Below are 25,808 nucleotides of genomic sequence, written 5' to 3'. Positions count from 1 at the left end.
TCCTCAATCCACCAGCGTCTTGCACTTGGCCTTGTCGGCGGGCGGCGCCTTGATGGCGTTTTCCAGCGCCGTCATCTGCTGGCGGTCCTTGCCGTTGCGCGGCTGGACGTTCAGCGTCTCGGTCTCCGGCCACCAATCGCCCGCCACCCAATAGGTCCAGCCGAGCCAGACATCCGGGTTTGCCTGCATGTGATTGAGCACGCGACCGAGGCCCGCCACGCAGGCGTTGTCCTGCGATACGCCGAACTCGCCGAGGAAGACGCGCGTGTTGTTCTTCTTCGCCCAGTCGGTCATTGCAGTCACCGCGTTGAGCGCGCTGTCGTTGCCGCTGCATTCGGCGTGCATGCCCGATGAATCCTGGTCAAAATACTGATGCACCTCGTAGGCGTAATTCTTACGCGGGTCGCGAACGCCAAGCATGACCGTGCCGTTGGCGCCACCCGGCGCATCCGCCAGCCAGGAATGGGCGCCGGTGAAGCGGGTGCCGGGAACGAGGATCAGATTGTTCGCCCCCGTCGCGCGGATCGTGCGCATCGCGGCATTGGCCGCCTTCAGCCAGGCATCGGCGCCGATGTCGTAAGGCTCGTTCATCAGGCCGAAGATCACATCTTCTTGATTGGAGAATTCGATCGCTAGCCGCGCCCAGAATTCCGCGAAGGCGGTGTCGGTAACAGGCGGTGTGCCGATCATCACCTTGTCGTAATGGGCGTAGTTATGCGGATCGAGAATGATGGTCAGGTGCTGCTTGCGCAAAAGCTCGACCGCGTCCTTCAGCCGCTGCAGCTCAGCTTCGTCGAGCGGCTTGCCGAGTTCGGGCTGCAGGCGCTCCCAGAGGAAGGGAAGGCGGACGGTGTTGAAGCCTTTCTTGGCGAAATAGGCGATGGTTTCCTCGGAGGGGTAGGCATAGGCCTTGAAGACCTCGCCGCCGCGCTCGCCGAATTCGGCACCGGAAAGATTGATGCCCTGCAGGCACGTGCCCTGCGCGCTGGCGCCACCGGCCTGGAGCAAGATCGTTGCCAAGACGGCCGCCGCGAGGCGCCGCCGGGGGGAGGATTTGTCGCTCATTTGATACCGCTTCCGGGTTCGGCTGGTCGTTGGTGTCATTGCTTGTCCCGGCATCTTAACGGTCCGTTAGCTAAGGATTTCTAAAGTCGAGCCCACGTCGCCAGTATTTTAGAGGCGAGCAACGAGCGCGCGCATGAACCAGTTTGACAGGAACAAGGTTGGCCGGCTGCCACAATGGCGCAGCTATGAGCCGCCGAACACCGAGCCCAACCGGACCGGCACGCCCGGACCGGTGCTGCGCCCGTCCGACTTCGTGCCCGCCAAGCCCACCCCTGCCTCGCTGATCACCGACGCCGCCCCTCAAGACACGCAACCGCAGAGCCGATCGAGACCGCCACTGCCCGCCGCCGAGCCCGCGCGGACGCCTGAGCGCGACGACCCGATCCAGCCGAGCGCCGACGCCGCGCCTCGATCCGCCAGCACCGTCGCGCGCGAGACTGCACCAGCGCCCCTTACGACGCCGGTGACGGAGCCCGTCGCCTCACCTGTGATCGCGCCCGCTGTAGCGCCCGAACCGGGCGGACCGCTACTCGACACACGCTCGGCGATCCAGGCGATCTGGAACAAGCGCCTCCTCATTCTTGGCCTATCCGTGCTTGGCGCAGTTGCCGGCGCCGTCGCGCTACCGATGTCGACGCAGAAATTCACGGCCAACACGACGCTCTACTTCGACCCGCGCCAGATCGGCCTCAACGATCCCAGCACGCAGGCCTCCGGTCCCTCGCCCGAGATGATATCGGCGATGATCGACAGCCAGGTGCAGATCCTGAGCTCCGGCAATGTCATGCGCCGCGTCGCCGATGCAATGAAGCTCGATCAGGATCCGGAATTCAACGCCGGCCGGGCCGATAGCGCCGCCGTCGTCAGCGCGCTGCAGAAGGCGCTGGTCATCACCCGCCAGAGCTCCACCTATGTGGTCTCCATGGACGTCACCACGAAGAACGCCGAGAAATCGGCGCGGCTGGCAAACCAGGTCGTAGCCTCCTTCCTGCAGGAAGAAGACGGCGCCAGCACCGGGCTCTATCAGGACACTTCGACCACGCTCGACAACCGCCTGACCGACCTTCGCCAGAAGGTGCAGGAGGCCGAGCAGGCGGTGGAGACCTACCGTGCCGACAACGACATGGCTTCGACGCAGAACGGGCTGATCTCCGACCAGCGCCTGGCATCGCTCAACACGCTGCTGGTGACCGCGCAGGACAAGACGATCCAGGCCAAGGCGCGCGCCGATGCGGCCGCCAATCTGCGCTTCGAGGACGTGGTCGGCGGCACATCGCAGGGCGGCGGCGTTTCGACGGCGCTTGCGACGCTGCGCCAGCAATATTCGACGCAGGCCGCCATGGTGAGCAGCCTCGAGAGCCAGATGGGCACGCGCCATCCGCGCCTGCAGGCGGCGAGATCATCGCTCAAAAGCATATCCGACCAGATCCGCGGCGAGCTGCAACGGCTGGCGAGCACGGCGCAGGGCGAATACCAGCAGGCGAAGAAGGCCGAGGACGCTGTCTCCAAGGAGCTGTCGGTTCAAAAGGCCCTGCAGGTCAACACCTCCGACAAGCAGGTCGAGCTCAACGAATTGCAGCGCAAGGCGACCGCCGCGCGCGACATCTACGAAACCGTGCTGAAGCGTTCCGGCCAGACCAGCGAGGAGCAGAGCCTTTCGCGCAGCAATGTGCGGGTGATCTCGCAGGCCGAGCCCCCGCTGAAGGCCAACGGGCCGGGCAAGACGGCCCTGCTGATTGCCGGCGTCATCGGCGGGTTCTTCGCCGGCTTCCTCCTCGGCGCGGGCTTTGCCATCCTCGCCAGCCTGTTTGCTCACCCGACGTTTCGCGGCTATTTCCGTAAGCCGGCCTAAGCTCGCGTGAGGTCACGTTTGCGGGAGCGGCGCGTGCTTCCGCTTGATGCGCTGCAGTGGCGTGCTTACATCGAGCGCATTGATAGAGAGACCGGCAAACGGCCGGAGGGAATTGATGCGGCTTGGCAATTTCGAAAAAATCGTTCTCGTGGCGCTGACGCTATCGAGCGGCGTTCTACCCGCGCCGGCGTTTTCGACCGACTGGGGGCGCGCCGGCCAGGGGCGGGTGCAATCGGCCTATCCCTATGCCAACCTGCCCGGCGTCAAGGCGCCAACCGACCCTTCGCTGGAGCCTAAACTGACCTGCCGCACCGAGACGCAATTCGTGCGCCGGCGCTACGACGAGATCTTCCGCTCCGGCGGCATGCCGATGACCGTTTATGTGTGCGATCGCGACGGCGTGATTTCCACCGGCAGCCAGGTTCCTTTGCGCGGCCATTACCAGCCCGTCCGCTGATCGGCTCTTTCCCTTCCTCACGGAATTCGATACTCGTCGCCGACGCTTTTTTAAGCGATGCGGCCTTGCGAGGTCGGCGAAATATTTCCAAGGTCCGGTAACAATTGCATGTGCCCGTTCGTAGAGGATGATGTCGGGTGAAGTATTCGGCGCGTGAAGAGGAATGGGCAGACTGGATGCGCCGCGCGCTTGATGGCGACGCGCAGGCCTATCAGCGCTTTCTTCTGGCGGTGACGCCTCATTTGCGCGCCATGGCCCGGCGACGCTGCGAGCAATTCGGCGCGCCGGCAAGCGAGGCGGAAGACGTGGTGCAGGAAGTGCTGCTTGCGGTGCATCTGAAACGCGGCACCTGGGACCCGGCGCGGCCGATCGGTCCGTGGCTGTCGGCCATCGTGCGCAACAAGCTGATCGACAGCCTGCGCCGTCGCGGACGGCATGTGAGCGTGCCGATCGAGGATGTGATGGAAACGGTTGCAAGCGACGATGAGGCAGCCGATGCAATGGATCGGCTCGATGCCATCCACCTTTTGGAACGGCTGAAGGATCCGCAGCGCGACATCGTTCGCTCGATCTCGATCGGCGGCGCGGGGATCCGGGAAACGGCGGAGCGGTTGAAGATGAGCGAGGGTGCGGTGCGCGTTTCGCTGCATCGGGCGCTGAAGAAGCTTGCCGGCTTTTATCGCGGCGAGACGGACGATCGGAGTGGACGTGTTGAAGACGAATGAGCTGATCAGCCTGCTGGCCGAGGATACGCCCGTGCGGATGCGGCTGGGGCGCGCGCTGAAGATCGCGCTCGTCTCGGGCGTCGTCGTTTCGGCGCTGATTCTGGTATTCGCGATCGGCATCCGCCACGATATCGCAAGCATGATGGGGACCACCCGCGTGCTCTTCAAGGTGAGCCTGATGCTGGTGCTCGCCATTCTCGCATCGACGATCGTGTTTCGCATCGGTCGCCCTGACGTGCCCGTCAGCGCCGCGTCATGGGCGCTTCTGGCGCCGACGGGCCTGCTTGCGGCCGCCGTCCTGATCGAGCTCCAGGTGCTGCCGCGAGAGCTTTGGGAACCGCAGATGATGGGGCACAATGCGGCCTACTGCCTGATGCTCATCCCGCTTCTGTCGATCGCGCCGCTTTTGGGCTTCATCCTGGCGCTGCGCGCCGGTGCGCCACGACGGCCGGCGCTTGCGGGCGCCGCAGCCGGCCTTGCCGCCAGCGCGATCGCCTCGGCGCTCTATGCCTGGCATTGCATCGACGACAGCCCGCTCTTCGTCGCCACCTGGTACACGATCGCGATTGCGCTCGTGACCGCCATCGGCGCAGCGCTCGGCCGTCGCTATCTCAGATGGTGATGATCAAGCGGTGGCCCGAACGGCCACCCTGCACGCGGGATTGCTAGCCGCCATTGGCGATATCGCCATCGACCGCCTGCTGCTGCGTCGCCTTTGGCCCGACCGGCTGCACCACGTCGTCGATCCGATGCCTGGTGCCGTAGCTCATGACGGCGCAGGCAATGATGACGGCCATGAGCAGACAGGCGAGCACGCCCGTCAGATCGACCCTCAGCGTGATGCGGCGGCCATTGTCGGAAGAAGACGTCACGTTGGTCATGCAGCACCCGGTCCCTCGAATACTATCGATGAATATCGTCGCCCTCCCAGCGGGACGAACTAAGCATCATTCGAAGAGGATGGAAAGAGATTGGGGCTTATCTAAGGGATCGATCGCGCGATAATACTTGGCAAAGTTGCATGAAAACATGGCTGCGCGGGCGGGGGTAGAAATAGGCGCGTCGGCACTTGCGGCGTGGCAGTAACGAATGGGCGCTGGTTCAGCGCGCACCACCCGCCAGAGCCCTGCGCACGGCATCCGGTTCCTTTTCAATTACCCTCAACAACGCCGCAGCTGGGCCACTGATGCGACGCTGGCCTTGCTCCCACTTGCGGTAACCGGAGAGGCTCATGCCCATCAGCGGCGCCATCTGAGCCTGGGTAAGCTTTACCCTCTCACGCACCTCGCGGGGATCGAGGGGAGCATGAACGACAGCTGGCCCTTCGCCCTTTGCATGGGCGAGAGCTTCTCCAAGAGACTGGATAAGATCGTCTGCGAAATCCGTCATTTTCGTCTCGTCTCCGTCATTTCGTCTGGCGCGCGGCGGCCTTGAGAGCCGAGGCCAAGGCGGAAACAATCCGTTTCTCGTCCGGCGTCATGTCGGTCTTGGCGTTCTTCGCGTAAGCAAGCAGAGCATAAAGCGGCATCGTCTCATCGAGATAGTAGTAGATGATCCGGGCGCCGCCTCGTTTTCCTCGTCCAGACGCCGCAAAGCGCACCTTGCGAACGCCGCCCGTACCCGGAATTTCATCTCCGGCAAGAGGATTTTCCGCGAGAAAGTCTATCAACTCCCGCTTCTCTTCCTCGCTGAACAATTTCTCGGCTTGCCGGGTGAATGTCGGAGTCTCTGCAACAGTCTGCATGAAATGTACCCCATTGGGTTATCATTTTCAAGATAATCGACTATCCGTCAGGCACGCGAAGAGCCTGCTCAAATTCGCTTTAGTTTAGAATGACGCGGATTGCCGTTGGTATCCGGCACGACAATTCAAAGGCCCTGATTCAATAAGCCTGACGCAAAACAAGACAAGCCCCGTGAGGGCTTCCGGTGAACCGGAAAGCGTATCGAAGATACTTTCTAAGTCTTGAAATAATTGAGAAATCTATGTTTCTCAAAAATGGAATGGTGCCCAGAAGAGGACTCGAACCTCCACACCCTTTCGGGTACCAGCACCTGAAGCTGGCGCGTCTACCAATTCCGCCATCTGGGCGACGGAGAGCCATGTACGGGGGTGGCCCGTTGGTGTCAACAGGGTTTTTGAAGTTTTTCTGACACCACGCAAAAAAGTCTAGGGCCAAGGCCGGTAAAGGTGGGTTTTTCGGCGTTCGAGGATTTCGGGCGGTGCCAAGAAAGCTTGGGCGCACTATATGTCATTCAAGGAAAAGGATGGTGCGATGCGCGTTTTTCAGAAATTTCCGGTTGTTGTGATTCTATCCGTGATGTCGTTCAGCCAGGTTTCGGCCATGCCGATGGCGCCTGCCCCCGAAAATATCGGCAATCGCGATATCATCCGCGTGCAGACCATGTGCGATTTTCGCGGCTGCTTCACCTTCGGCAAGACGCAGTCGTTCACGCCATCCTATGTGCAGCCGAACTACCGGCCGCCGACCGCGACGGGACCGACCTATTACCGCCCGCGCGAGATGGGCCCGGCGCCGCAATACTACAACCCGCAGCCGCCGACGCGCTATAGGCCGTCGCAGCCACAGACGCGAACGGCGCGGCCGAACACGCCCGATCGCAACTTCCATGTCGATTGGTGCCGCAATCAGTATCGCAGCTACAATCCCAGGACGGATCGCTTCGTGACCTATGAGGGGATCTACAAGACCTGCAACTCGCCTTACGACTAGGCACGGGCGAGCTGAGCGTGCCGGAGCGGCTTAGTTTTCCTTCGACGCCCGGTCGGTGTGGCCGAGGTCGCGATCGGGGTCGATGATATCGCGGATGCGCTGCTTCAGCTCCTTGGGGCCGGGAAAGCCGCCGTCGCGCTTGCGCTCCCAGACAAGCTCGTCATCGACGCGGATTTCGAAATTGCCACCGGTGCCGGGAATCAGCGCCACCTCGCCGAGGCTATCGGTGAAGGTCTGCAGTAGCTCTTGCGCCATCCAGCCGGCGCGTAGCAGCCAGTTGCACTGGGTGCAGTAGAGGATGGTCACGCGGGCTTTTTTCTCGGTCATGGGGGCTTTCCGTCGGGCTTCGGGCATGTCGTTCCAGTTGCGCCGAGCTTACGAAGTGGCCGGATGCCGCGCAACGGATATTGCAATGCGTGATGGCTTGGTGTTCTTCCTCAATCTGCAGCAAGACAGGAGATGCCGATGCGGGTTGCCATCATCGAGAACATGAAGAACACGCCGCTGGGTTCGCTCGGCATCGCGCTTGCCGAAGCCAATGCCGCGCTCGACATCTACCAGCCCTATCTCGACGGCCGGCTGCCGCAGAGCATCTTCGAGCATGACGCGCTTGTCGTGTTGGGCGGGGAGCAGGACGCGCTCGACGATGCGAACTACCCCTATCTGCCCGCGCTTGCGCGGCTGATGCAGCGCTTTTGCGAGGCGGGCAAGGCGGTGATGGGCATTTGCCTGGGATCGCAGATCCTGGCGCGCGCCTATGGCGCGGAAAACCATCTTGGCCGGCAGCTGGAATTCGGCTGGAGACCCGTCGAGATGACTGAGGAGGGCAAGGCCGATCCGCTGCTTTCGGGCCTCGATGCCGATTTCACCACGTTCGAGTGGCACAGCGATACGTTCACGTTGCCTCAGGGTGCCTGCCTGCTGGCGACAAGCCCGCTTGTGCGCAACCAGGCCTTCCGGCTTGGCCGCGCGACCTATGGCACGCAGTTTCATTTCGAGGCCAGCCGCGCGGTGGTCGAGGGGTGGAAAACGGGCTTCGAGGCGACGATCGAGCGCATGGAGCCCGGCTGGCTGGAGCGTCACCCCGATCTCGCTCCCGTGGATGGCGCTGCGGCCGACGCCAGCGGCCTTGCGATCGCGCGCAACTGGGTTGCGATGATCGAGGTCGCGACCGCGAAGGAACCGGTCGCCGTCGGCGCCTGAGGATAGGACGAGCGCCGGCCTTCGTCAGCCGGCCCGCATCAACCCGCTTTCAGGCCCGGGCTCGCATCGCCGCCCGTAAGCTCCGGCATCAGATCGGCGATCTTCACGACCTTGCCGCTGCGCGCGCTCGACAGCGCGGCGATCCCCGTCAGCACCGACATGGCGCCGGCGCGGGTGCCGGCGCGCTGGCCGAGGTGGTCTTCCATGCCAGGCTTGAAGATCATGTTGCGCATGCGATCATCGCCGCCGTAATGGCCGCCGGAGAAATGCGGCACGACGATGCGCTCGACCGGCTCCCTGCCCTTCGGAAAGTTGCGGATCAGGAGGATCGTATCCTCATCCGGCGTTTCCCAAGGCTGTTTTTCGAACTGGCGCAACTCTATGCGCCCCTCTGTGCCGTTGAAGGCGATGTGGTGGCCTTCGATCGGCTGGAAGGTGTTCAGCGAATAGGAGACGTGGACGTTGTTCCTGTAGCGCAGGCTGACGACCATGGTGTCGGGGATATCGATATCTTCGCGATAGACACAGCCATCGCGGAAATAGCCGTCGATCTCGGAGGGGTCTTCATAGAGCGCGTCGAGGAAGGGATCGGCCTCGAGATCGAGGTAATAATCGCACTCCCCCGTGTGCGGACAGAGCTTGCAGCGCGGGCCGCGGAAGGGGCCCTTGCGGCCGTAATTCTGCAGGTCGGCGAAAGAGGTGACAGCCTCGGGGTCGCTGTCGAGATACCAGTTCAGCAGATCGAAGTGGTGGGTGGCCTTGTGGACGAAGAGGCTGCCGGAATTTTCCGTATAGGCGTGCCAGCGGCGGAAGTAGTCGGCGCCGTGCTTGGTGTCTAGGTACCAGTGGAAATCGACGGAGGTGACGCGGCCGATCTCGCCCGAGGAGAGCAGCTCCTTGATCTTGGCGGCCGTCGGCGCGTAGCGGTAGTTGAAGGAGACGTCTACGCGCTTGCCGCTGCGCTTTTCGGCATCGAGGATGCGGCGAATCTTGTCGACAGCTGTCGTCATCGGCTTTTCGGTGATGACGTCGATACCGGCTTCGAGCGCGCGCACGACGATGTCGTCATGGGTATAATCGGGCGTGCAGACGATGACCATGTCGACCTCATGCTCGGCGAGCATGGCGTCGATATTCTCGTAGATCGGGGCGTTGCTGCCGATCATGGTGCGGGCGCGTTCGGCGCGCAGCGAATTGGTGTCGACGATCGCCACCAGATCCACATGCTCGCGCCAGCCGGCCAGCAACTCCTTTCCCCACATGGTCGTTCCGCGATTTCCGGTGCCTATCAGTGCGAAGCGGCGTTTCTCCATCGAATGATCCTCCTCATGAGTGCGGAAACGAATGTGTTGTTTTGATCCCGGTCTTTGCCGGCTCAGATCCGGCAGCAGTCATGAAAACGCTCGACGCAGGTGCGGATCACCTCGTCGGCCGGGCGTTTCCACCAGTTCTCCGCCGAGAATATCTCGACCTCCTGCGCGCCATGAAACCCCGCGCCCTCCACCATCCGTCTTATGCCCTTCAGGTCGATGACGCCATCGCCCATCATGCCGCGATCGGTCAGCATATCCCGCGTCGGGACCAGCCAATCGCAGATGTGGTGCGCGAGAATGCGCTTCAGCTGACCCGCGCGGGCGATCTGGCGCGCCAGATCGGGGTCCCACCAGACATGGTAGACGTCGATCGCAACGCCCACCCCCTCGCCCAGCGTCTCGCACATGTCGAGCGCCTGGCCGAGCGTGTTCACGCAGGAGCGGTCGGCGGCATACATCGGATGCAGCGGCTCGATCGCCAGCGGTACGCCGGCGGCGCGGGCATGCGGCAGCGTTGCGGCGATGCCGTCCGCCACCATGTTGCGCGCTTCATCGATATTCTTCGAGCCGCCGGCGAGCCCGCCGACCACAAGCACCAGGCAATCGGCGCCCAGAGCGGCTGCCTCATCGACGGCGCGCTTGTTGTCGTCGATCGCGGATTGGCGGTCCGCCGCCGTGGCTGCCGGAAAGAAGCCGCCGCGGCAAAGGCCGGTGAGCTTGATGCCGTTCTGGCGGACGATGCGCACCGCCTCGTCGAGCCCGACCTTGGCGATCTGATCGCGCCAGGGCGCGATCGAGGTGATGCCGTGCTTCAGGCAGAGATCGACCGCTTCGGCGAAGCCACATTGCTCGCGAATGGTCGCGAGGTTGATGGAGAGATCGACTACCATGTTTGCCGTGCCCCGCTTTCATGCGGGGCAACAGGCGCGATCACCATGAGTACATAGCGCGCTATATCAGGCATGGCTCAGAACTCCAGCGCGGGCACATCGAGCCAGCGGCGCTCGGCCCAGGATTTCAACCCGAGTTCGGCAAGCTGCACGCCCTTGGCGCCGGCCTCCAGACCGTAAGGCCAGGGCGCATCCTCGGCGACATGGCGCAGGAACATCTCCCACTGCACCTTGAAGCCGTTGTCGAAGGCCTGCGTGTCGGGCACCTCGTCCCAGGTCTTGTAGAAATCGATCGTCTGCGGCTGGTCGGGGTTCCAGACAGGCTTGGGCGTGTTGACGCGATGCTGGGTCCAGCATTTCGTCAACCCGGCGACGGCCGAACCGTGGGTGCCATCAACCTGGAAGGTGACGAGATCGTCGCGGCGCACGCGCACCGCCCAGGACGAATTGATATGGGCGATCGCCCCGCCTTCGAGCTCGAAGGTGGCATAGGCGGCGTCATCGGTGTCGCAATGATAGGGCTTGCCCTGTTCATCGACGCGGGTGCCGATATGGGTGGCGCCGAGGCAGGAGACCGATTTGACCTCGCCGAAGAGATTGTCGAGCACGTAGCGCCAGTGGCAGAGCATGTCGAGAATGATGCCGCCGCCATCGGCCTTGCGGTAGTTCCAGGACGGGCGCTGCGCCGGCACGCCCCAATCGCCCTCGAAGACCCAGTAGCCGAACTCGCCGCGGACGGAGAGGATCTTGCCGAAGAAACCGCTATCGCGCAGCAGCGCCAGCTTGCGCAGGCCGGGCAAGAAGAGCTTGTCCTGCACGACGCCATGCTTGAGCCCCGAGGCTCGCGCCTTGCGGGCGAGCGCGATGGCGACTTCGAGATCATCCGAGATCGGCTTTTCGCAATAGACGTGCTTGCCGGCGTCGAGCGCCCGCGACAAAAGCTCGGCGCGCATCAGCGTGGTGCCGGCGTCGAAGAATATCTGGTCGTCGGGATTCTTGAGGGCCGCGTCGAGATCGGTCGACCAGCGCTTGATGCCGTGGCGCTTCGCCAGCTCCTCCATCTTGGCGGCGTTGCGGCCGACGATGATGGGGTCGATTTCCAACTTCTCGCCTGATTTCAACGTCAGGCCACCCTGATCGCGGATCGCCAATATCGAGCGGACGAGGTGCTGATTGTAGCCCATGCGGCCCGTTACGCCGTGCAGAATTATTCCTAGACGTGCCATGTCTGCCTCCCTGCAAAACTGCGTTGCAATGCCGGACGCGCGATGCCGCGCGGCTCCTCCCGGCCAGTAACCAAACAGTTACTTGATGGCAGAGGAGAAGCGGCGCTGTCAATAGCCGGGGCTAAATTTCAGCGATCAGGCTGTGATCGAGGCAAGCGTGACGTGGACGATGTGGCGCTCCCAGGCGTCGAGATTGCCCTTCTCCGCAAGGTCGCGGCCGAAGATGGTCGAGAGCGTGTACTGGTTGGAAATGTAGAAATAGCCGAGCGAGGCGATGGTCAGATAGACGTTCAGCGGATCGGCGGCGTCGATGAAGACGCCCGTCTTCTTGCCGCGATCGAGCACCTCGGTCAGTTCGACGATCAGATGCGAATGCAGCTCCTTCAGCCGCACCGACTGGCGCAGCCAGCGGGCGCGGTGCAGGTTTTCGGTACCGAGCAGACTCAGGAATTCGGGGTGTCTCAGGAAATAGCGCCAGGTGAAGAGCGCGAGCTCGGCGATCCCCTCCTCCGGGCTGCGGTCGCCGATGTGCAGTTCGCGCTCGGCGGTGCGGATGCCGACATAGGCTTCCTCCAGCACATGCAGATAGAGCTGCTCCTTGTCGCCGAAGTAGTGATAGAGCATGCGCTTGTTGGTACCGGCGCGCTCGGCGATGGCATCGACGCGGGCGCCGCCCATGCCGTTTTCAGCGAATTCCCGGGTCGCGGCTTCGAGAATGGCGGCGCGCGTTCGCTCGGGATCGCGCTGCAGGACGCGCTCTTGTGAACGCCGCTTGGCCGGTTTCTTCTCTCCACTGCCATCCATCCCCACTACCCTTTCCTTTAAACCTCGCGCTCATAGTTGTTTATGAACAAATTGTAAAAAACCAAGCCTGACGATCCCGCCGCCACATGTCGCTTGACAGTCCCGGTGCTTCTTCATAGCTTGTAACCAAATAGTTATTTGTTGCAAGAGAAACCAGCCGGGAGCGTGTGGAGGCGCTCCCCAAGGGAGGAGGAAAAACAGATGACGTTTCGTGTGAGCAGACGCAATTTCGTTGCGGGAGGAGCCACGCTTCTTTCGCTGTCCGCACTGGGTCCAGGGGCTTTTGCCGCCGATGCCCGGCTACGGCTCTTGTGGTGGGGTTCGCAGCCGCGCGCCGACCGCACCAACAAGGTTTCGGATCTCTACAAGGCCAAGAATTCAGGGACGTCGATCACCGGCGAGTTCCTGGGCTGGAGCGACTACTGGCCGCGCCTGGCGACCCAGGTCGCCGGTCGAAACGCGCCCGACGTGATCCAGATGGATTACCGCTATATCGTCGAATATGCGCGGCGCGGCGCGCTTGCCCCGCTTGAATCCTACATGCCGTCGAAGCTCAATCTCGACGATTTCGATCCGGCGCAGATCGAGGGCGGCAAGGTCGACGGCCATCTTTACGGCGTCAGCCTCGGCGCCAACTCGGCCGCAACCGTCGTCAACACGGTGGCGCTGCAGGAAGCCGGCGTCGAGATGCCGACCAACAAGACGACCTGGGAAGAGCTCGGCAAGATGGGCGCCGAGATCACCAAGGCCGGCAAGCGCAAGGGCTTCTTCGGCTTTGCCGACGGCAGCGGCGCGGAGCCGCTCTTCGAAAACTACGTGCGTCAGCGTGGCAAGGCGCTCTACACGGCGGATTCGAAGATCGCCTTCGGCGCCGACGATGCATCCGAATGGTTCGACATGTGGGCCAAGTTCCGCGAGGCGCAAGCCTGCGTGCCGCCCGATGTGCAGGCACTCTACAAGGACACGATCGACACCGCGCCGCTGACGCTCGGCAAGGCCGCGATCGACTATGCGCACAGCAACCAGTTCGTCGGCTTCCAGGCCGTGGTCAAGGACAAGCTGACGCTCAACAACTACCCCCTGATCAAGGCGGACTCGAAGGGCGGCCACTACCGCAAGCCGTCGATGTTCTTCTCGGTCTCTGCGCAGTCCAAGGCGCTCGAACAGGCCGTCGACTACGTCAACTTCTTCGTCAAGGATCCTGATGCCGCCAAGGTGCTCGACGTCGAGCGCGGCATCCCGGAATCGAAGGCGATGCGTGATGTCGTGGCCGGCATGCTCGACGATGTCGGCAAGATCCCGCTTAACTATGTGGCCAATCTCGGCGATCTCGCCGGGCCGTTGCCGCCGCCGCCGCCTTCAGGCGCCGGCGAAGGCCAGACCGTTCTGCGCCAGCTTGCCGAGCAGGTCGCCTTCGGCCAGGTCACGCCAGCCGATGCCGGCAAACAGCTTGTCGACGAGATCACGCGCCTTCTCGCGCGGGGTTGACCGACATGAGCAATGCGATGCGCGCGACGGCTGACCGGGCCGCGACGGCGGAGCAGTATCAGGGAGTGGTCGCCGACAGCCGTTGGCGACGCCTCCTTGCCGCCAACGGACCTGGATATCTCTTTCTTCTTCCATGGCTGCTCGGCTTCCTGGGGCTGACGCTCGGGCCGGCGCTGGTGTCGCTCTACCTGTCGTTCACGGATTTCGACATGATCCGCTCGCCGGAATGGGTGGGGGCGGCAAACTATGTGCGCATCACCACCGCGGACCCGAAGTTCGCGGCGGCGATGAAAGTGACGCTGACCTATGTCGTGCTGTCGGTGCCGTTCAAGCTGATCTTCGCGCTCTTGGTGGCGATGGCGCTCAACAAGGGGGTGCGGGGGCTGACCTTCTACCGCGCCGTCTTCTATCTCCCATCGCTGCTTGGCGGCAGCGTGGCGATCGCCGTGCTCTGGCGGCAGCTCTTTGCCGGTGACGGCCTGGTCAACGCCGCGCTCTCGCATATCGGCATCCAGGGCCCGAGCTGGATCTCGCATCCGAGCTACTCGATCTACACGCTCGTGGCGCTCAGCGTCTGGCAGTTTGGTTCGCCGATGATCATCTTCCTCGCTGGGCTCCGCCAGATCCCAACCGACATGTACGAGGCGGCGAGCCTCGACGGGGCCTCGAAGTTTCGGCAGTTCTACAAGATCACCCTGCCGCTGCTGACGCCCGTCATCTTCTTCAACGCCGTGGTGCAGACGATCGACGCCTTCAAGGCGTTCACGCCGGCCTTCATCATCTCCGGCGGGTCGGGCGGGCCGATCAATTCGACGCTATTCTACACGCTCTATCTCTATCAGGAGGCGTTCGGGAACTTCCGCATGGGCTATGCTTCCGCTCTTGCATGGATCCTGGTGCTGATCATCGCCGTGTTCACCGCCTTCTCGTTCCTGTCCTCACGCTACTGGGTGCATTACGATGACTAACGGGATCACATCCGCGGTCGCCGCGCCGCCATCCGACATCACCAAGCGCAGCCTGCCGGCCTCGATCGTCGTTCACACGCTGCTGATCTTGGCCTCGCTGCTGATGCTCTATCCGCTCTTGTGGATGGTGTCGGCCTCGGTGCGGCCGGAAAACGAGATCTTCTCGTCGACCTCGCTCATCCCGTCGTCGATCGACTTCACATCCTACGTGCGCGGCTGGAGCGGGCTCGACATCACCTTCGGGCGTTTCTTCTGGAACTCGCTGGTGATTTCGCTTCTGACGGTCACCGGCAATGTGGTCGCCTGTTCGCTGGCGGCCTATGCCTTCGCGCGGCTGCGCTTTGCCGGGCGGAACTTCTGGTTCGCGATCATGCTCGGCACGCTGATGATCCCCTATCACGTGACGCTGATCCCGCAATATGTGCTGTTTCTCAACCTCGGCTGGGTGAACACCATCCTGCCGCTGGTCGTGCCTAAGTTTCTCGCCAGCGACGCCTTCTTCATCTTCCTGATGGTGCAGTTCTTCCGCGGCATTCCGCGCGAGCTCGACGAGGCGGCGATGATGGACGGCTGCAGCGCCTGGCGGATCTACTGGAAGATCATGCTGCCGCTCTCGCTGCCGGTGCTGGCGACGGCGGCGATCTTCTCCTTCATCTGGACCTGGGACGACTTCTTCGGGCCACTGATCTACCTCAACGACATGGATACCTACACGATCCAGCTCGGCCTGCGCACCTTCGTCGATTCGAGCAGTACATCGGACTGGGGCGGGCTGTTCGCCATGTCGACGCTGACGCTGGTGCCTGTGTTCTTCTTCTTTCTGTTCTTCCAGCGGCTCTTGATCGACGGCATCGCCACGACGGGCATGAAGCGTTGAGACCGGCCGCAATGAACATGCCAAAGAGACCTGCCCCATGAGCATAAAGAGAGTTGCGATCATCGGCTGCGGTATCGGCCGCTCGCATATCGTCGAAGGCTACCTGCCGCATCCCGACAAGTTCGAGGTAGCCATTCTCTGCGACCTCAACGAAGCACGCCTTGCCGAGGTGGCCGACGAGTTCAGGATCATCGGTCGCACCACCTCGTTTGCCGAGGTTCTCGCCGACGAGAGCATCGACATCATCGACATCTGCACACCGCCGGGCATCCATCTCGAGCAGGTGGTGGCGGCCCTTCAGGCGGGCAAGCACGTGATCTGCGAGAAGCCGCTCACCGGATCGCTATCAGGCGTCGACGAGATCATGCGCGTAGAAAAGACCGCCAAGGGCGTGCTGATGCCGATCTTCCAGTATCGCTACGGCGACGGCGTGGAGAAGGCCAAGCGGATCATCGAGGCGGGGATCGCGGGCAAGCCCTACATGGGCTCGGTCGAGACCTTCTGGCTGCGCACGCCCGCCTATTACGCCGTGCCCTGGCGCGGCAAATGGGCAACCGAGCTCGGCGGCGTGCTGGTGACGCATGCGCTGCACCTGCACGACATGCTGCTGCACTTGATGGGACCGGCGACACGCGTCTTCGGCCGTGTCGCGACCCGCGTCAACGACATCGAGGTCGAGGACTGCGCCTCGGCGAGCCTGCAGATGGAAAACGGCGCCTTCGTCTCGCTCTCCTGCACGCTCGGCTCGCAGCAGGAAATCAGCCGGCTCAGGCTACATTTCGAGAACGTCACCTTCGAGAGCAACCACGAGGCCTATTCGCCGGGCAAAGACCCATGGACGATCCTTGCCGCCAATGAAGGGGTGCAACGCCGGATCGACGCCGTGATCGGCGACTGGCAACCGGTGGCGCCGCGCTTCACCACGCAGATGGCGCATTTCCACGCCCATCTCGAAGGCAACGGGCCGCTGCCCGTGAGCACTGAGGATGCGCGGCGGGCGCTGGAGCTCGTGACCGCCATCTATCAATCGTCGGACAGCGGCCAGGACATCGCCTTGCCCGTCGGACCCGACAGCCCGAAATACGCCGACTGGCGCGCAAGAACCCGGTAACGGACCAGATAAGGAAACCCAAGAGATGGCAACAAGCGTCGTTCTTCAGAAGGTCGAGAAACGCTATGGCGCGCTTGACGTCATCCACGGCATCGATCTGGCGATCGATCCCGGCGAATTCGTCGTCTTCGTCGGCCCGTCCGGCTGCGGCAAGTCCACGCTGCTTCGGATGATCGCCGGACTGGAGGAAATCTCCGGCGGCGCGCTGATGCTCGACAATGAGCGGATGAACGAGGTGGCGCCGGCCAAGCGCGGCATCGCGATGGTGTTCCAGTCCTACGCGCTCTATCCGCACATGTCCGTCTACAAGAACCTCGCCTTCGGGCTGGAGACGGCGGGCTACAAGAAGGCCGACATCGAGCCGAAAGTGCAGCGGGCAGCACAGATCCTGCAGATCGAGAAGCTGTTGCAGCGCAAGCCGAAGGCGCTTTCGGGCGGGCAGCGGCAGCGCGTCGCGATCGGCCGCGCCATCGTGCGCGAGCCGCGCATCTTCCTATTCGACGAGCCGCTCTCCAATCTCGACGCGGAACTCCGCGTACAGATGCGCGTCGAGATTTCGCGACTGCACCGCAGCCTGGGGAATACGATGATCTACGTGACCCACGACCAGGTGGAAGCCATGACCATGGCCGACAAGATCGTGGTGCTGAACTCCGGCCGCATCGAGCAGGTGGGCGCGCCGCTCGACCTCTACAACAACCCCGCCAACCGCTTCGTCGCCGGCTTCATCGGCAGCCCGAAGATGAACTTCCTGCAGGGCAAGATCGAAAGCGTCGGCGGCAACGAGACAACGATCAACGTCTGCGGCAACAGCGTGCGGCTGCCGCGCCGCGTGACCGCGCAGGCGGGAGAAAGTGTGACCTTCGGTATCCGCCCCGAGCATCTTTCGCTGATCGACAAGGGCGGCATCGCGCTGTCTTCCGTGAACATCGACCTTCTGGAAAACCTCGGCGGCGCGACGATGCTCTACACGACGACGCCGGACAAGCAGCAGCTGACGATCGCGCTCGACGGGCAGCAGAAGGTGGAGCGCGGAGCCAACGTTACCGCCTATTTCGACCCGGCGCGCTGTCATGTCTTCGACGGCGCGGGCAGCACCATTTAGCCTGGCCATTTACCACGCTTGACAGCACAGCCCGCTCTGGCCAAGATTTCAATAGGATAGGCCGCGAGGGGGACAGCGTGACGCCTGAAGACCGTATACATGCGCTTGGCATATGGAATGGTCCGATCGATATTTCGGCGATCACGGGAGGCATCACCAACCGCAACTATCTGGTCCGCGACGGCGCGCTGAAGCGAGTCGTGCGGCTGGGTGACGACATCCCCGTCCACCACATCAGCCGATCGAACGAACTGGCGGCGAGCAAGGCGGCGCATGCGGCCGGGCTATCGCCTGCGGTGATCCACCATGCGCCGGGCGTGCTGGTGCTCGATTATGTCGAGTCACGAGCGCTGACGCCGGAGGATTTGCGTGACGCCAAGACGCTGGAGCGCGTGATCCCGCTGGTGCGCGCCTGCCACCACGATATCGCACGCGAATTTCGCGGCACGGCCACGATATTCTGGGTGTTTCACGTGGTGCGCGACTATATCGCCACGCTCGATGCCGCCGGCAGCCCGTATCGTCAGCTGTTTTCCGATCTCCTTATGAAGGCGGAGCGGCTGGAGCAGGCGGCCGGGCCGTTCGAGATCGCCTTCGGCCATAACGACATGCTGGCGGCCAATTTTCTCGACGACGGCAAAAGGCTCTGGTTGATCGACTGGGACTATGCCGGCTTCAACACGCCGCTCTTCGATCTCGGCGGGCTCGCCTCCAACAACGAGTTTTCCGAGGATGCGGAGCGGGCAATGCTGGAGGCCTATTACCAGGCGCCGCTGACGCCGGATCTCTGGCGACGCTACCAGGCGATGAAATGCGCCTCTCTCTTGCGCGAGATGCTGTGGAGCATGGTGTCGGAAATCCACTCGACCATCGACTTCGACTACGCCGCCTATACCGCCGAAAACCGTGCGCGCTTCGAGCGCGCCTATGCCGAACAGGATCAATGACATGACGAAGGAATTGCCCAGAACCGCCAAGGTTGTCGTCATCGGCGGCGGCATCATCGGCTGCTCGACGGCCTATCATCTCGGCAAGCTCGGCTTGACCGATACCGTGCTGTTGGAACGCAAGAAGCTGACCTCGGGCACCACCTTCCATGCCGCCGGCCTCGTCGGCCAGCTCAGGACCAGCGCCAACATCACCCAGCTGCTCGGCTATTCCGTCGATCTCTACAAACGGCTGGAGGCCGAGACCGGGCTCGGCACCGGCTGGAAGATGAATGGCGGCCTGCGGCTTGCCTGCAACGAAGAGCGCTGGACGGAGGTCAAGCGGCAGGCGACCACGGCGCAATCCTTCGGGCTCGACATGCAGCTTCTGACACCACAGGAAGCCTTCGACCTCTGGCCACTGATGACAACAGACGACCTGATCGGCGCCGCTTATCTCCCGACCGACGGCCAGGCCAATCCTTCCGACATCACGCAGGCGCTCGCCAAGGGCGCGCGCATGGCCGGCGTCTCGATCTTCGAGGATACCGAGGTGATCGACCTCGAGATCGACAAGGGACGCATCCGCGCCGTCATCACCGAGCAAGGCCGCATCGAATGCGAGCGCGTCGTCGTTTGCGCCGGGCAATGGACGCGCAATTTCGCGGCGCGCTTCGGCGTCAACGTGCCGCTGGTCTCGGTCGAGCACCAGTACATCATCACCGAATCCTTCGGCGTGCCCTCCAACCTGCCGACGCTGCGCGACCCCGACCGGCTGACCTATTACAAGGAAGAGGTGGGCGGCATCGTGATGGGCGGCTACGAGCCGAACCCGATTCCCTGGGCGACATCGGGCATTCCCGAGGGCTTCCACTACACGCTGCTCGACAGCAATTTCGATCATTTCGAGCAGATCATGGAGCAGGCGCTCGGCCGCGTGCCTGATCTCGAAAATGTCGGCGTCAAGCAGCTGTTGAACGGGCCGGAGAGCTTTACGCCTGACGGCAACTTCATTTTAGGCGAAGCGCCGGAGCTCAAGAACTTCTTCGTCGGCGCCGGCTTCAACGCGTTCGGCATCGCATCAGCCGGCGGCGCGGGGATGGCGCTGGCGGAGTGGGTCTCCAAGGGCGAGCCGCCCTACGATCTCTGGCCGGTCGATATCCGCCGCTTCGGCCGCCCGCATTTCGACACCGACTGGGTGCGCACCCGCACGCTGGAGGCCTATGGCAAGCACTACACGCTGGCCTTCCCCTTCGAGGAATATTCCAGCGGCCGCCCCTGCCGCAAATCGCCGCTCTACGACCGGCTGAAGGCGCAAGGCGCATGCTTCGGCGAAAAGCTCGGCTGGGAGCGGCCGAACTGGTTCGCCGATCTCTTCGCCAACGAGGAACCGAAGGACGTCTACAGCTACGAGAGGCAGAACTGGTTCGAGGCGGTGGGCCGCGAGCACAAAGCGGTGCGCGAGGCGGCGGTGATCTTCGACCAGACCTCGTTCGCCAAGTTCACGCTGAAGGGCCGCGACGCGGAAAAAGCACTGTCCTGGATCGCCGCGAACGATGTGGCCAAGCCGGTGGGCTCGCTCGTCTACACGCAGATGCTGAACGACAAGGGCGGCATCGAGTGCGATCTCACCTGCGCGCGCATCGCCGAGGACGAGTATTACATCGTCACCGGCACGGGCTTCGCGACTCACGACTTCGACTGGATAGCCCGCAATATTCCTGACGACCTGCATGCCGAACTGGTCGATGTGACCTCGGCCTATTCGGTCTTGGCGCTGATGGGGCCAAATGCACGCGCGGTGCTGGAGAAGGTGACAAGCAGCGACGTCTCCAACGCCGCCTTCCCCTTCGGCCGCGTGAAAACCATCGGCATCGCCGGCTGCCCGGTCAGGGCGCTGCGCATCACCTATGTCGGCGAGCTCGGCTATGAGCTGCATGTGCCGATCGAATACGCCACGACCGTCTACGACGCGCTGATGGCGGCGGGTGCTCCGCTGCATCTCGTCAACGCCGGCTATCGCGCGATCGAGAGCTGCCGACTGGAAAAGGGCTATCGCGCCTGGGGCTCGGATATCGGGCCCGACCATACGCCGATCGAGGCCGGGCTCGGGTGGGCGGTGAAGACGAAGAAGACCACGCCGTTTCGTGGCCGCGAGGCGATCGAGCGGCAGCTGGCCTCGGGCGTCAAGAAGATGCTCGCCTGCTTCGTGCCTGATGATCCCGACGTGGTGCTGCTCGGCCGCGAGACCATCTACCGCGACGGCAAGCGCGTCGGCTGGCTCTCCTCAGGCGGCTTCGGCTACACCGTGGGCAAGCCGATCGGCTATGGCTATGTGCGCAACGCTGAGGGCGTGAACGAGGATTTCGTGCTGTCGGGCCGGTATGAACTCGACGTCGCTCGGGTGCGGGTTCCGTGCAAGGTGTCGCTGACGCCGCTCTATGATCCCGAGATGGCGCGGGTGAAGGCCTGATCGCCTACACTCGCTCCGATCAGAACAACGGCAGCTTGTTGTCCTGGATGAGGATGTCGAGCTTGTTGGCCACATCCTCGGTCCAGGCGAGATTCTCCGTCAGCGCCGCCGGAAACAGCCCGGGCAGCGTGAACAGCGCGGCGGCGACGGCGCCGCCGTTGCGGGGGATGTCCGCCAGCAATGCCGCGATCTCGGCAGCGCGCGGGTCGCGGAGCTCGTAGGCCTTGCCGTTGCGGTCGATGCCGAGCGCGTAACGCATCCAGGCGGCGACGGCGATGGCGTAGGTTTCGGCCTTGCTGCCATCGGCGAGCGCTTCCACCGCCGGCTCCAGCAGGCGCTGCGGCAACTTCTGGGTGCCGTCCATGGCGATCTGGTAGGTGCGGTGGGCGATCGCCTTGTTTGCAAAGCGGGCTGTCAATTCGTCGGCATAGGCTTCCAGATCGATGCCGGGAACCGGATCGAGCGTGGCGGCGGCGGCGTTCATGTGGCGGCGCGCGAGGGCGGCGAGGCCGGTGTCGTCCATCACGTCGCGAATGAATTCATAGCCGCCGATATAACCGAGATAGGCGAGTAGCGAATGCGCGCCGTTCAGCATGCGCAGCTTCATCTTCTCATAGGCCGAGACATCCTCGACCATCAGCGCGCCGGCCTTTTCCCATTGCGGGCGGCCATTGGCGAAGCTGTCCTCGATGACCCACTGCGTGAAGGGCTCGGTCTCGATCGCGACAAGATCGACGCGGCCGATGAGCGTTTCGGCATCTCGATAGGTGGCGTCGGTGCTGGCGGGCGTGATGCGGTCGACCATGGTCGAGGGGAACGGGACGTTGCTTTCGATCCAGGCCTTGAGCTCGGGATCGACACGGCCGGCGAAATCGAGCACGAGGCGCTTCAGGACGGCGCCGTTGCTCGGAAGGTTGTCGCAGCTGAGAGGGGTGAACGGTGCTGCGCCCTTGGCGCGGCGGCGGGCGAGGCCCTCGACGAGATAACCTATGACGCCGCGCGGGGCGTGGCGGTTTTGAAGGTCGGCCGCGATATCGGCATGCTTGAGATCGAGACCGCCGGTGGCGGCATCGAAGCCATAGGCCTTTTCGGTCACCGTCAGGCTGACGATGCGGATGGCGGGGTCTTCGAGCCGCGCCAGCAGTTCGTCGGGATTGCGGGTCGCGACATGCGCCTTCAGGATCGGGCCCATGACATGCGCGACCGTGCCTTCCGTGTCGCGCACCAGCATGGTGTAGAGGCCGTTCTGCTCGTTCAAGTGATCGGCGACATCGGCGGTGCGAAGGCTCGCCACCTCGATCCCCCAATCGCCGCCGCCAAGCGCCAGCGCCGCATCCGTATAGGGCGCGAAATGGGCGCGGAAGAAAGCGCCGGGGCCGAGATGCAGGATGCCCGGCTTCAGCACATCGCGATTGAAGGCGGGAAGCTTGGCTGTATGTGCGAGGCCGGTGAGGCGCGTCAGTCGTTCGGTCACAGCTTGTAGGCCTTCTTGGCGTTGCCGTAGGAGAGATCGGCGGCGGCGATTGCCGCATCCTGGCGCGAGATCCGGTGCTCGGCCGCCAGCGTCGCCAGGAAGCCGCAGACTTCGCGGCGCCAGACATCGTGGCGGGCGGGGATGGAGAGCAGCGCGCGGGTGTCGTCGTTGAAGCCGGCCATATTGGCAAAGCCGGCCGTCTCGACCACCTGGTCGAGATAGCGGCGGATGCCGGCCGGGCTGTCGTGGAACCACCATGGCGGGCCGATCATCAGGCACGGCCAGTGGCCGGCCATCGGCGCCAGTTCGCGGGCATAGGTGGTTTCATCCAGCGTGAAGAGCAGGACGCGCAGACCCGGCGCATGGCCGTATTTCGCGAGAAGTGCCGACAACCCGCCGACCCAATCGGTGGGCGTCGGGATGTCTGCGCCCATGTTCGGTCCGCGCGTCTGGAAGAGTTCGCGGTCCGTGTTGCGGCGCGAGCCGGCGTGGATCTGCATGACCATGCCGTCTTCCGCCGAAAGCCCGGCCATCTCGGTCAGCATCTGGCCACGGAAGAGCTCGGCCTCGCCTTCTTCGAGCGTGCCCTTGTGCGCCCGGTCGAGCAGCCGCTGCTTGTCGGAATGCGGGAGATCGGCGGTGAAGGCGGTGGGGACGCCGTGGTCGGTGGCGGTGGCGCCGAACTGGCGAAAATAGGCGCGACGCTTGCGATGCGCTTCGATCAACCCATCCCAGCTTGCGACGTCGCAACCGGTGAGCTCGCCGAGCTTCACGAGATTTTCGCGGAAGCCGACGGCATCGGGATCGGTGACGCTATCGGGGCGATAGGTGGTGCGAACACGGCCGATCCAGCCGTCCTCTGCCATCTTCTGGTGATGCGGCAGTTGGTCGAGCGCGCCCTCGGTGGTGGCGATCGTCTCGATGCCGAAGCGCTTGTGGAGCGCGCGGGGGCGGAACTCCGGCAGCGCCAGCTGCGCGTTGATGTGATCGTAGAGCGCATCGGCATTCCCTGATGTCAGCGGCTCCTCGCAGCCGAGCACGGCCGACATGGCATGATCGACCCAGAGGCTCGACGGCGTGCCGCGGAAGAGATGATAGTGCGCGGCGAAGGTGCGCCAGATGTCGCGGCCGGACGAAACGGGCTTGCCATCGAGGCGGGGAACGCCGAGATCGTCGAGCTTGACGCCGACGCTGTGCAGCATGCGGAAGAGATAGTGATCGGGGATGACGAGCAGCGAGGCGGCGTCCTCGAAGGGTTTGTCGTCGGCGAACCAGGAGGGTTCGGTGTGCCCGTGCGGGCTGACGATCGGGAGCCCGCTGACGCTCTCGTAAAGCTCGCGCGCTATGCTGCGCGTTGCCGGATCGGCCGGAAAGAGCCGGTCCGGATGCAAAAATCCATTGCCGATATCCATCTGTATTCCTCCCTGGTGCCTATCGGCCTAGCGCACAAAAAAAGATGCGGCAAGGGCTTTTAGTAACCAAACGGTTCACTTTGTGAATCGGCGGCGGCCCCTCTCGAAACGATTGACCTTGCGGCCTATTTCCGCTTTGGAGAGCGCAATCACATGACCGGTTCATCTGGCTGGTCGTGGCAAGGAGAGCCCGATGTCTGACCAGACCGATCGTATCACCCAACTCGAGGAAACCGTCGCCCATCAGGCCAAGACGATCGAGGAACTGTCCGACCAGCTGACGGAACAGTGGAAGGTGGTCGAGCAGACGCGCGCCAAGCTGGACCGTCTGACCGAGCGCTTCCTTTCGCTTGAAGAACAAGCGCTGGAAGCACCGGCGATCACAAGGCCGCCGCACTACTGATCGTCACAGCCTTTCCTCACAGCCTTGCGCTTCGATGTCCCGATCCTTATATAAGCGCTTGTGAGGACGACCTCCGCCGTATGGGCTTAAACTCGGGACGACCCGGCATATTCCCATAGGGGCATTTCATGAGATCCGTCTCCGACCGTATCCGCCACGCCATCAGCTTTGAACTCATTGGTCTCGCCATCATCACGCCGCTCGGCGCGTTCGCCTTCGGCATGCCGATCGCCGATATCGGCGTCGTCGGCGTTGCCAGCGCCACGGTGGCGACGGCGTGGAACTACCTCTATAATCTCGGCTTCGACCATGTGATGCAGCGCCTCACTGGCGGCACGAAGAAGAGCCTTGCCGTACGCGTGCTGCATGCCGTGCTGTTCGAGGGTGGTCTGCTTGTGGCGCTCTTGCCGCTGATTGCCTGGTATCTTGGCGTCAGCCTGCTGCAGGCCTTCATGATGGACGTGTCCTTCGCGCTTTTCTATCTGGTCTACGCCTTCGTCTTCAACCTCGCCTACGACCGCATCTTCCCGCTGCCGGACTGGCAGGGCAAGGCGCCGGACGCCGTGCGCGGCTGATCGGCGCCACCCGCGCCAAATGGCGTGGTTTGCGATCGCCGCTTTCGGGTCTATATAGCGCCAGAACATCATTACTCAGCGAAAGACGACAGCATGGCCGCGACGATCCGTTACCACGAAGGCGACATTTCCGCCGCCGATGCAGCTCGCTATACCGGCGCGATCGCGATCGATACTGAAACGCTCGGCCTCGTACCGCGCCGCGACCGGCTCTGCGTCGTCCAGCTTTCGCCGGGCGACGGTTCGGCCGACGTGATCCGCATCGCGGCCGGCCAGACGGAGGCGCCAAACCTTGTGGCGCTTCTTTCGGATCCGACCCACGAGAAGATCTTCCACTACGGCCGTTTCGATATCGCCGTGCTTTTCAATGCTTTCGGCGTGACGACGACGCCGGTGTTCTGCACCAAGATCGCCTCGCGCCTCTGCCGCACCTATACCGACCGGCACGGGCTGAAGGACAATCTCAAGGAGATGCTCGAGGTCGATATCTCCAAGACCCAGCAATCCTCCGACTGGGGTGCTGAGACACTGTCGCAGGCGCAGCTCGAATATGCGGCGTCTGATGTTCTCTATCTGCATGCGTTGCGCGACAAGCTCACCCACCGCCTCATTCGCGACGGGCGGTTCGAGCATGCGACTGCCTGCTTCGCCTTCCTGCCCACCCGCGCCAAGCTCGACCTGCTCGGCTGGGACGAGACGGATATTTTCGCGCATAGCTGAGATTGC

At 63.3% G+C, this 25,808-nt stretch carries 27 protein-coding genes and 1 tRNA gene; 16 read left to right on the top strand and 12 right to left on the bottom strand.

Features of this window, described 5'->3' with window-relative positions:
- Window positions 1-3 precede the first annotated feature (3 nt).
- Complete coding sequence (locus tag ACCD05_RS13845) at window positions 4-1,065, bottom strand: glycoside hydrolase family 5 protein (RefSeq protein ID WP_413393350.1); 1,062 nt, start codon at window positions 1,063-1,065, stop codon at window positions 4-6.
- A gap of 133 nt (window positions 1,066-1,198) precedes the next feature.
- Here ACCD05_RS13845 and ACCD05_RS13840 point away from each other — a divergent pair, with 133 nt between their 5' ends.
- The 4 genes from ACCD05_RS13840 to ACCD05_RS13825 all read left to right on the top strand — a co-directional run bounded on the left by ACCD05_RS13840 (window position 1,199) and on the right by ACCD05_RS13825 (window position 4,721).
- Window positions 1,199-2,917 carry a GNVR domain-containing protein gene (locus ACCD05_RS13840; protein ID WP_413393348.1) on the top strand — a complete coding sequence of 573 codons (1,719 nt, stop codon included), beginning with the start codon at window positions 1,199-1,201 and terminating at the stop codon, window positions 2,915-2,917.
- 115 nt (window positions 2,918-3,032) lie between these two features.
- Window positions 3,033-3,374, top strand: a complete 342-nt coding sequence (locus tag ACCD05_RS13835; protein WP_047506624.1) for a hypothetical protein — start codon at window positions 3,033-3,035, stop codon at window positions 3,372-3,374.
- 137 nt (window positions 3,375-3,511) lie between these two features.
- Entirely contained in the window at window positions 3,512-4,099 is a 588-nt protein-coding gene (locus ACCD05_RS13830) for a sigma-70 family RNA polymerase sigma factor (protein ID WP_209232230.1), read from the top strand.
- On the top strand, window positions 4,083-4,721 hold the full coding sequence (locus ACCD05_RS13825) for an NrsF family protein (RefSeq protein WP_413393345.1): 639 nt from the start codon (window positions 4,083-4,085) through the stop codon (window positions 4,719-4,721). Before ACCD05_RS13830 ends, ACCD05_RS13825 begins: the two co-directional genes overlap by 17 nt.
- Window positions 4,722-4,764: 43 nt before the next feature.
- Here the strand turns inward: ACCD05_RS13825 and ACCD05_RS13820 are convergent, their stop codons facing one another.
- The 4 genes from ACCD05_RS13820 to ACCD05_RS13805 all read right to left on the bottom strand — a co-directional run bounded on the left by ACCD05_RS13820 (window position 4,765) and on the right by ACCD05_RS13805 (window position 6,191).
- On the bottom strand, window positions 4,765-4,980 hold the full coding sequence (locus tag ACCD05_RS13820; RefSeq protein WP_413393343.1) for a hypothetical protein: 216 nt from the start codon (window positions 4,978-4,980) through the stop codon (window positions 4,765-4,767).
- A 220-nt stretch (window positions 4,981-5,200) separates the two neighbouring features.
- Window positions 5,201-5,488: a helix-turn-helix domain-containing protein gene (locus tag ACCD05_RS13815; RefSeq protein ID WP_413393341.1), complete on the bottom strand. Its 288-nt coding sequence runs from the start codon at window positions 5,486-5,488 to the stop codon at window positions 5,201-5,203.
- Between the two features lie 16 nt (window positions 5,489-5,504).
- The gene (locus ACCD05_RS13810) at window positions 5,505-5,843 is read right to left on the bottom strand and encodes a type II toxin-antitoxin system RelE/ParE family toxin (protein ID WP_209188698.1); all 339 of its coding nucleotides are present in this window, start codon (window positions 5,841-5,843) and stop codon (window positions 5,505-5,507) included.
- Window positions 5,844-6,104: 261 nt separating this feature from the next.
- Window positions 6,105-6,191: transfer RNA gene (locus ACCD05_RS13805), tRNA-Leu, on the bottom strand.
- A gap of 253 nt (window positions 6,192-6,444) precedes the next feature.
- Between ACCD05_RS13805 and ACCD05_RS13800 the strand changes: the two genes are divergently transcribed.
- Window positions 6,445-6,834, top strand: a complete 390-nt coding sequence (locus ACCD05_RS13800; RefSeq protein ID WP_413393465.1) for a BA14K family protein — start codon at window positions 6,445-6,447, stop codon at window positions 6,832-6,834.
- Window positions 6,835-6,864: 30 nt separating this feature from the next.
- On the opposite strand, the gene ACCD05_RS13795 is transcribed toward ACCD05_RS13800, so the two are convergent.
- Complete coding sequence (locus ACCD05_RS13795; RefSeq protein ID WP_413393338.1) at window positions 6,865-7,161, bottom strand: SelT/SelW/SelH family protein; 297 nt, start codon at window positions 7,159-7,161, stop codon at window positions 6,865-6,867.
- A gap of 138 nt (window positions 7,162-7,299) precedes the next feature.
- Between ACCD05_RS13795 and ACCD05_RS13790 the strand changes: the two genes are divergently transcribed.
- Window positions 7,300-8,037, top strand: coding sequence for a type 1 glutamine amidotransferase (locus ACCD05_RS13790; RefSeq protein WP_413393336.1), 738 nt, complete (start codon window positions 7,300-7,302; stop codon window positions 8,035-8,037).
- 38 nt (window positions 8,038-8,075) lie between these two features.
- Here ACCD05_RS13790 and ACCD05_RS13785 read toward each other — a convergent pair whose 3' ends face one another.
- The 4 genes from ACCD05_RS13785 to ACCD05_RS13770 form a co-directional block, all read right to left on the bottom strand.
- On the bottom strand, window positions 8,076-9,350 hold the full coding sequence (locus tag ACCD05_RS13785) for a Gfo/Idh/MocA family protein (protein WP_413393334.1): 1,275 nt from the start codon (window positions 9,348-9,350) through the stop codon (window positions 8,076-8,078).
- Window positions 9,351-9,412: 62 nt separating this feature from the next.
- Window positions 9,413-10,240, bottom strand: coding sequence for a sugar phosphate isomerase/epimerase family protein (locus ACCD05_RS13780; RefSeq protein WP_413393333.1), 828 nt, complete (start codon window positions 10,238-10,240; stop codon window positions 9,413-9,415).
- A gap of 77 nt (window positions 10,241-10,317) precedes the next feature.
- Window positions 10,318-11,466 carry a Gfo/Idh/MocA family protein gene (locus tag ACCD05_RS13775; RefSeq protein WP_112982925.1) on the bottom strand — a complete coding sequence of 383 codons (1,149 nt, stop codon included), beginning with the start codon at window positions 11,464-11,466 and terminating at the stop codon, window positions 10,318-10,320.
- A 135-nt stretch (window positions 11,467-11,601) separates the two neighbouring features.
- Window positions 11,602-12,270, bottom strand: coding sequence for a TetR family transcriptional regulator (locus tag ACCD05_RS13770; RefSeq protein ID WP_413393330.1), 669 nt, complete (start codon window positions 12,268-12,270; stop codon window positions 11,602-11,604).
- A gap of 201 nt (window positions 12,271-12,471) precedes the next feature.
- Between ACCD05_RS13770 and ACCD05_RS13765 the strand changes: the two genes are divergently transcribed.
- The 7 genes from ACCD05_RS13765 to ACCD05_RS13735 all read left to right on the top strand — a co-directional run bounded on the left by ACCD05_RS13765 (window position 12,472) and on the right by ACCD05_RS13735 (window position 21,218).
- On the top strand, window positions 12,472-13,758 hold the full coding sequence (locus ACCD05_RS13765) for an ABC transporter substrate-binding protein (RefSeq protein ID WP_413393328.1): 1,287 nt from the start codon (window positions 12,472-12,474) through the stop codon (window positions 13,756-13,758).
- Between the two features lie 5 nt (window positions 13,759-13,763).
- On the top strand, window positions 13,764-14,726 hold the full coding sequence (locus ACCD05_RS13760) for a carbohydrate ABC transporter permease (protein ID WP_026283119.1): 963 nt from the start codon (window positions 13,764-13,766) through the stop codon (window positions 14,724-14,726).
- Window positions 14,719-15,603, top strand: a complete 885-nt coding sequence (locus tag ACCD05_RS13755) for a carbohydrate ABC transporter permease (protein WP_111563069.1) — start codon at window positions 14,719-14,721, stop codon at window positions 15,601-15,603. The genes ACCD05_RS13760 and ACCD05_RS13755 overlap by 8 nt, the downstream gene beginning before the upstream one ends.
- Before the next feature lie 37 nt (window positions 15,604-15,640).
- Window positions 15,641-16,714, top strand: coding sequence for a Gfo/Idh/MocA family protein (locus ACCD05_RS13750; protein ID WP_413393326.1), 1,074 nt, complete (start codon window positions 15,641-15,643; stop codon window positions 16,712-16,714).
- A gap of 25 nt (window positions 16,715-16,739) precedes the next feature.
- Window positions 16,740-17,819 carry a sn-glycerol-3-phosphate ABC transporter ATP-binding protein UgpC gene (locus ACCD05_RS13745; protein WP_112982922.1) on the top strand — a complete coding sequence of 360 codons (1,080 nt, stop codon included), beginning with the start codon at window positions 16,740-16,742 and terminating at the stop codon, window positions 17,817-17,819.
- A 77-nt stretch (window positions 17,820-17,896) separates the two neighbouring features.
- A complete protein-coding gene (locus ACCD05_RS13740; protein WP_413393324.1) occupies window positions 17,897-18,766 on the top strand; it encodes a phosphotransferase in 870 nt (289 codons plus the stop codon).
- Between the two features lies 1 nt (window position 18,767).
- Window positions 18,768-21,218: a GcvT family protein gene (locus tag ACCD05_RS13735; RefSeq protein WP_413393322.1), complete on the top strand. Its 2,451-nt coding sequence runs from the start codon at window positions 18,768-18,770 to the stop codon at window positions 21,216-21,218.
- Window positions 21,219-21,237: 19 nt separating this feature from the next.
- On the opposite strand, the gene ACCD05_RS13730 is transcribed toward ACCD05_RS13735, so the two are convergent.
- Together ACCD05_RS13730 and uxaC are read right to left on the bottom strand one after the other, a co-directional pair.
- A complete protein-coding gene (locus ACCD05_RS13730; protein ID WP_413393320.1) occupies window positions 21,238-22,692 on the bottom strand; it encodes a mannitol dehydrogenase family protein in 1,455 nt (484 codons plus the stop codon).
- Window positions 22,689-24,104, bottom strand: a complete 1,416-nt coding sequence (gene uxaC, locus ACCD05_RS13725; protein WP_413393318.1) for a glucuronate isomerase — start codon at window positions 24,102-24,104, stop codon at window positions 22,689-22,691. The genes ACCD05_RS13730 and uxaC overlap by 4 nt, the downstream gene beginning before the upstream one ends.
- Window positions 24,105-24,297: 193 nt before the next feature.
- On the opposite strand from uxaC, the gene ACCD05_RS13720 reads away from it, so the two are divergent.
- From ACCD05_RS13720 to ACCD05_RS13710, 3 genes are all read left to right on the top strand, one after another.
- The gene (locus ACCD05_RS13720) at window positions 24,298-24,507 is read left to right on the top strand and encodes a SlyX family protein (protein ID WP_112944972.1); all 210 of its coding nucleotides are present in this window, start codon (window positions 24,298-24,300) and stop codon (window positions 24,505-24,507) included.
- A 128-nt stretch (window positions 24,508-24,635) separates the two neighbouring features.
- On the top strand, window positions 24,636-25,082 hold the full coding sequence (locus ACCD05_RS13715; protein WP_413393315.1) for a PACE efflux transporter: 447 nt from the start codon (window positions 24,636-24,638) through the stop codon (window positions 25,080-25,082).
- 93 nt (window positions 25,083-25,175) lie between these two features.
- Entirely contained in the window at window positions 25,176-25,802 is a 627-nt protein-coding gene (locus ACCD05_RS13710; protein WP_111563060.1) for a ribonuclease D, read from the top strand.
- Window positions 25,803-25,808: the final 6 nt, after the last annotated feature.

This window comes from Rhizobium sp. Rhizsp42, from assembly GCF_047304155.1.
Lineage (GTDB): Bacteria > Pseudomonadota > Alphaproteobacteria > Rhizobiales > Rhizobiaceae > Rhizobium.
Note: the sequence above shows the minus strand (reverse complement) of the source record. Positions and strands in the feature narration are given on the sequence as shown.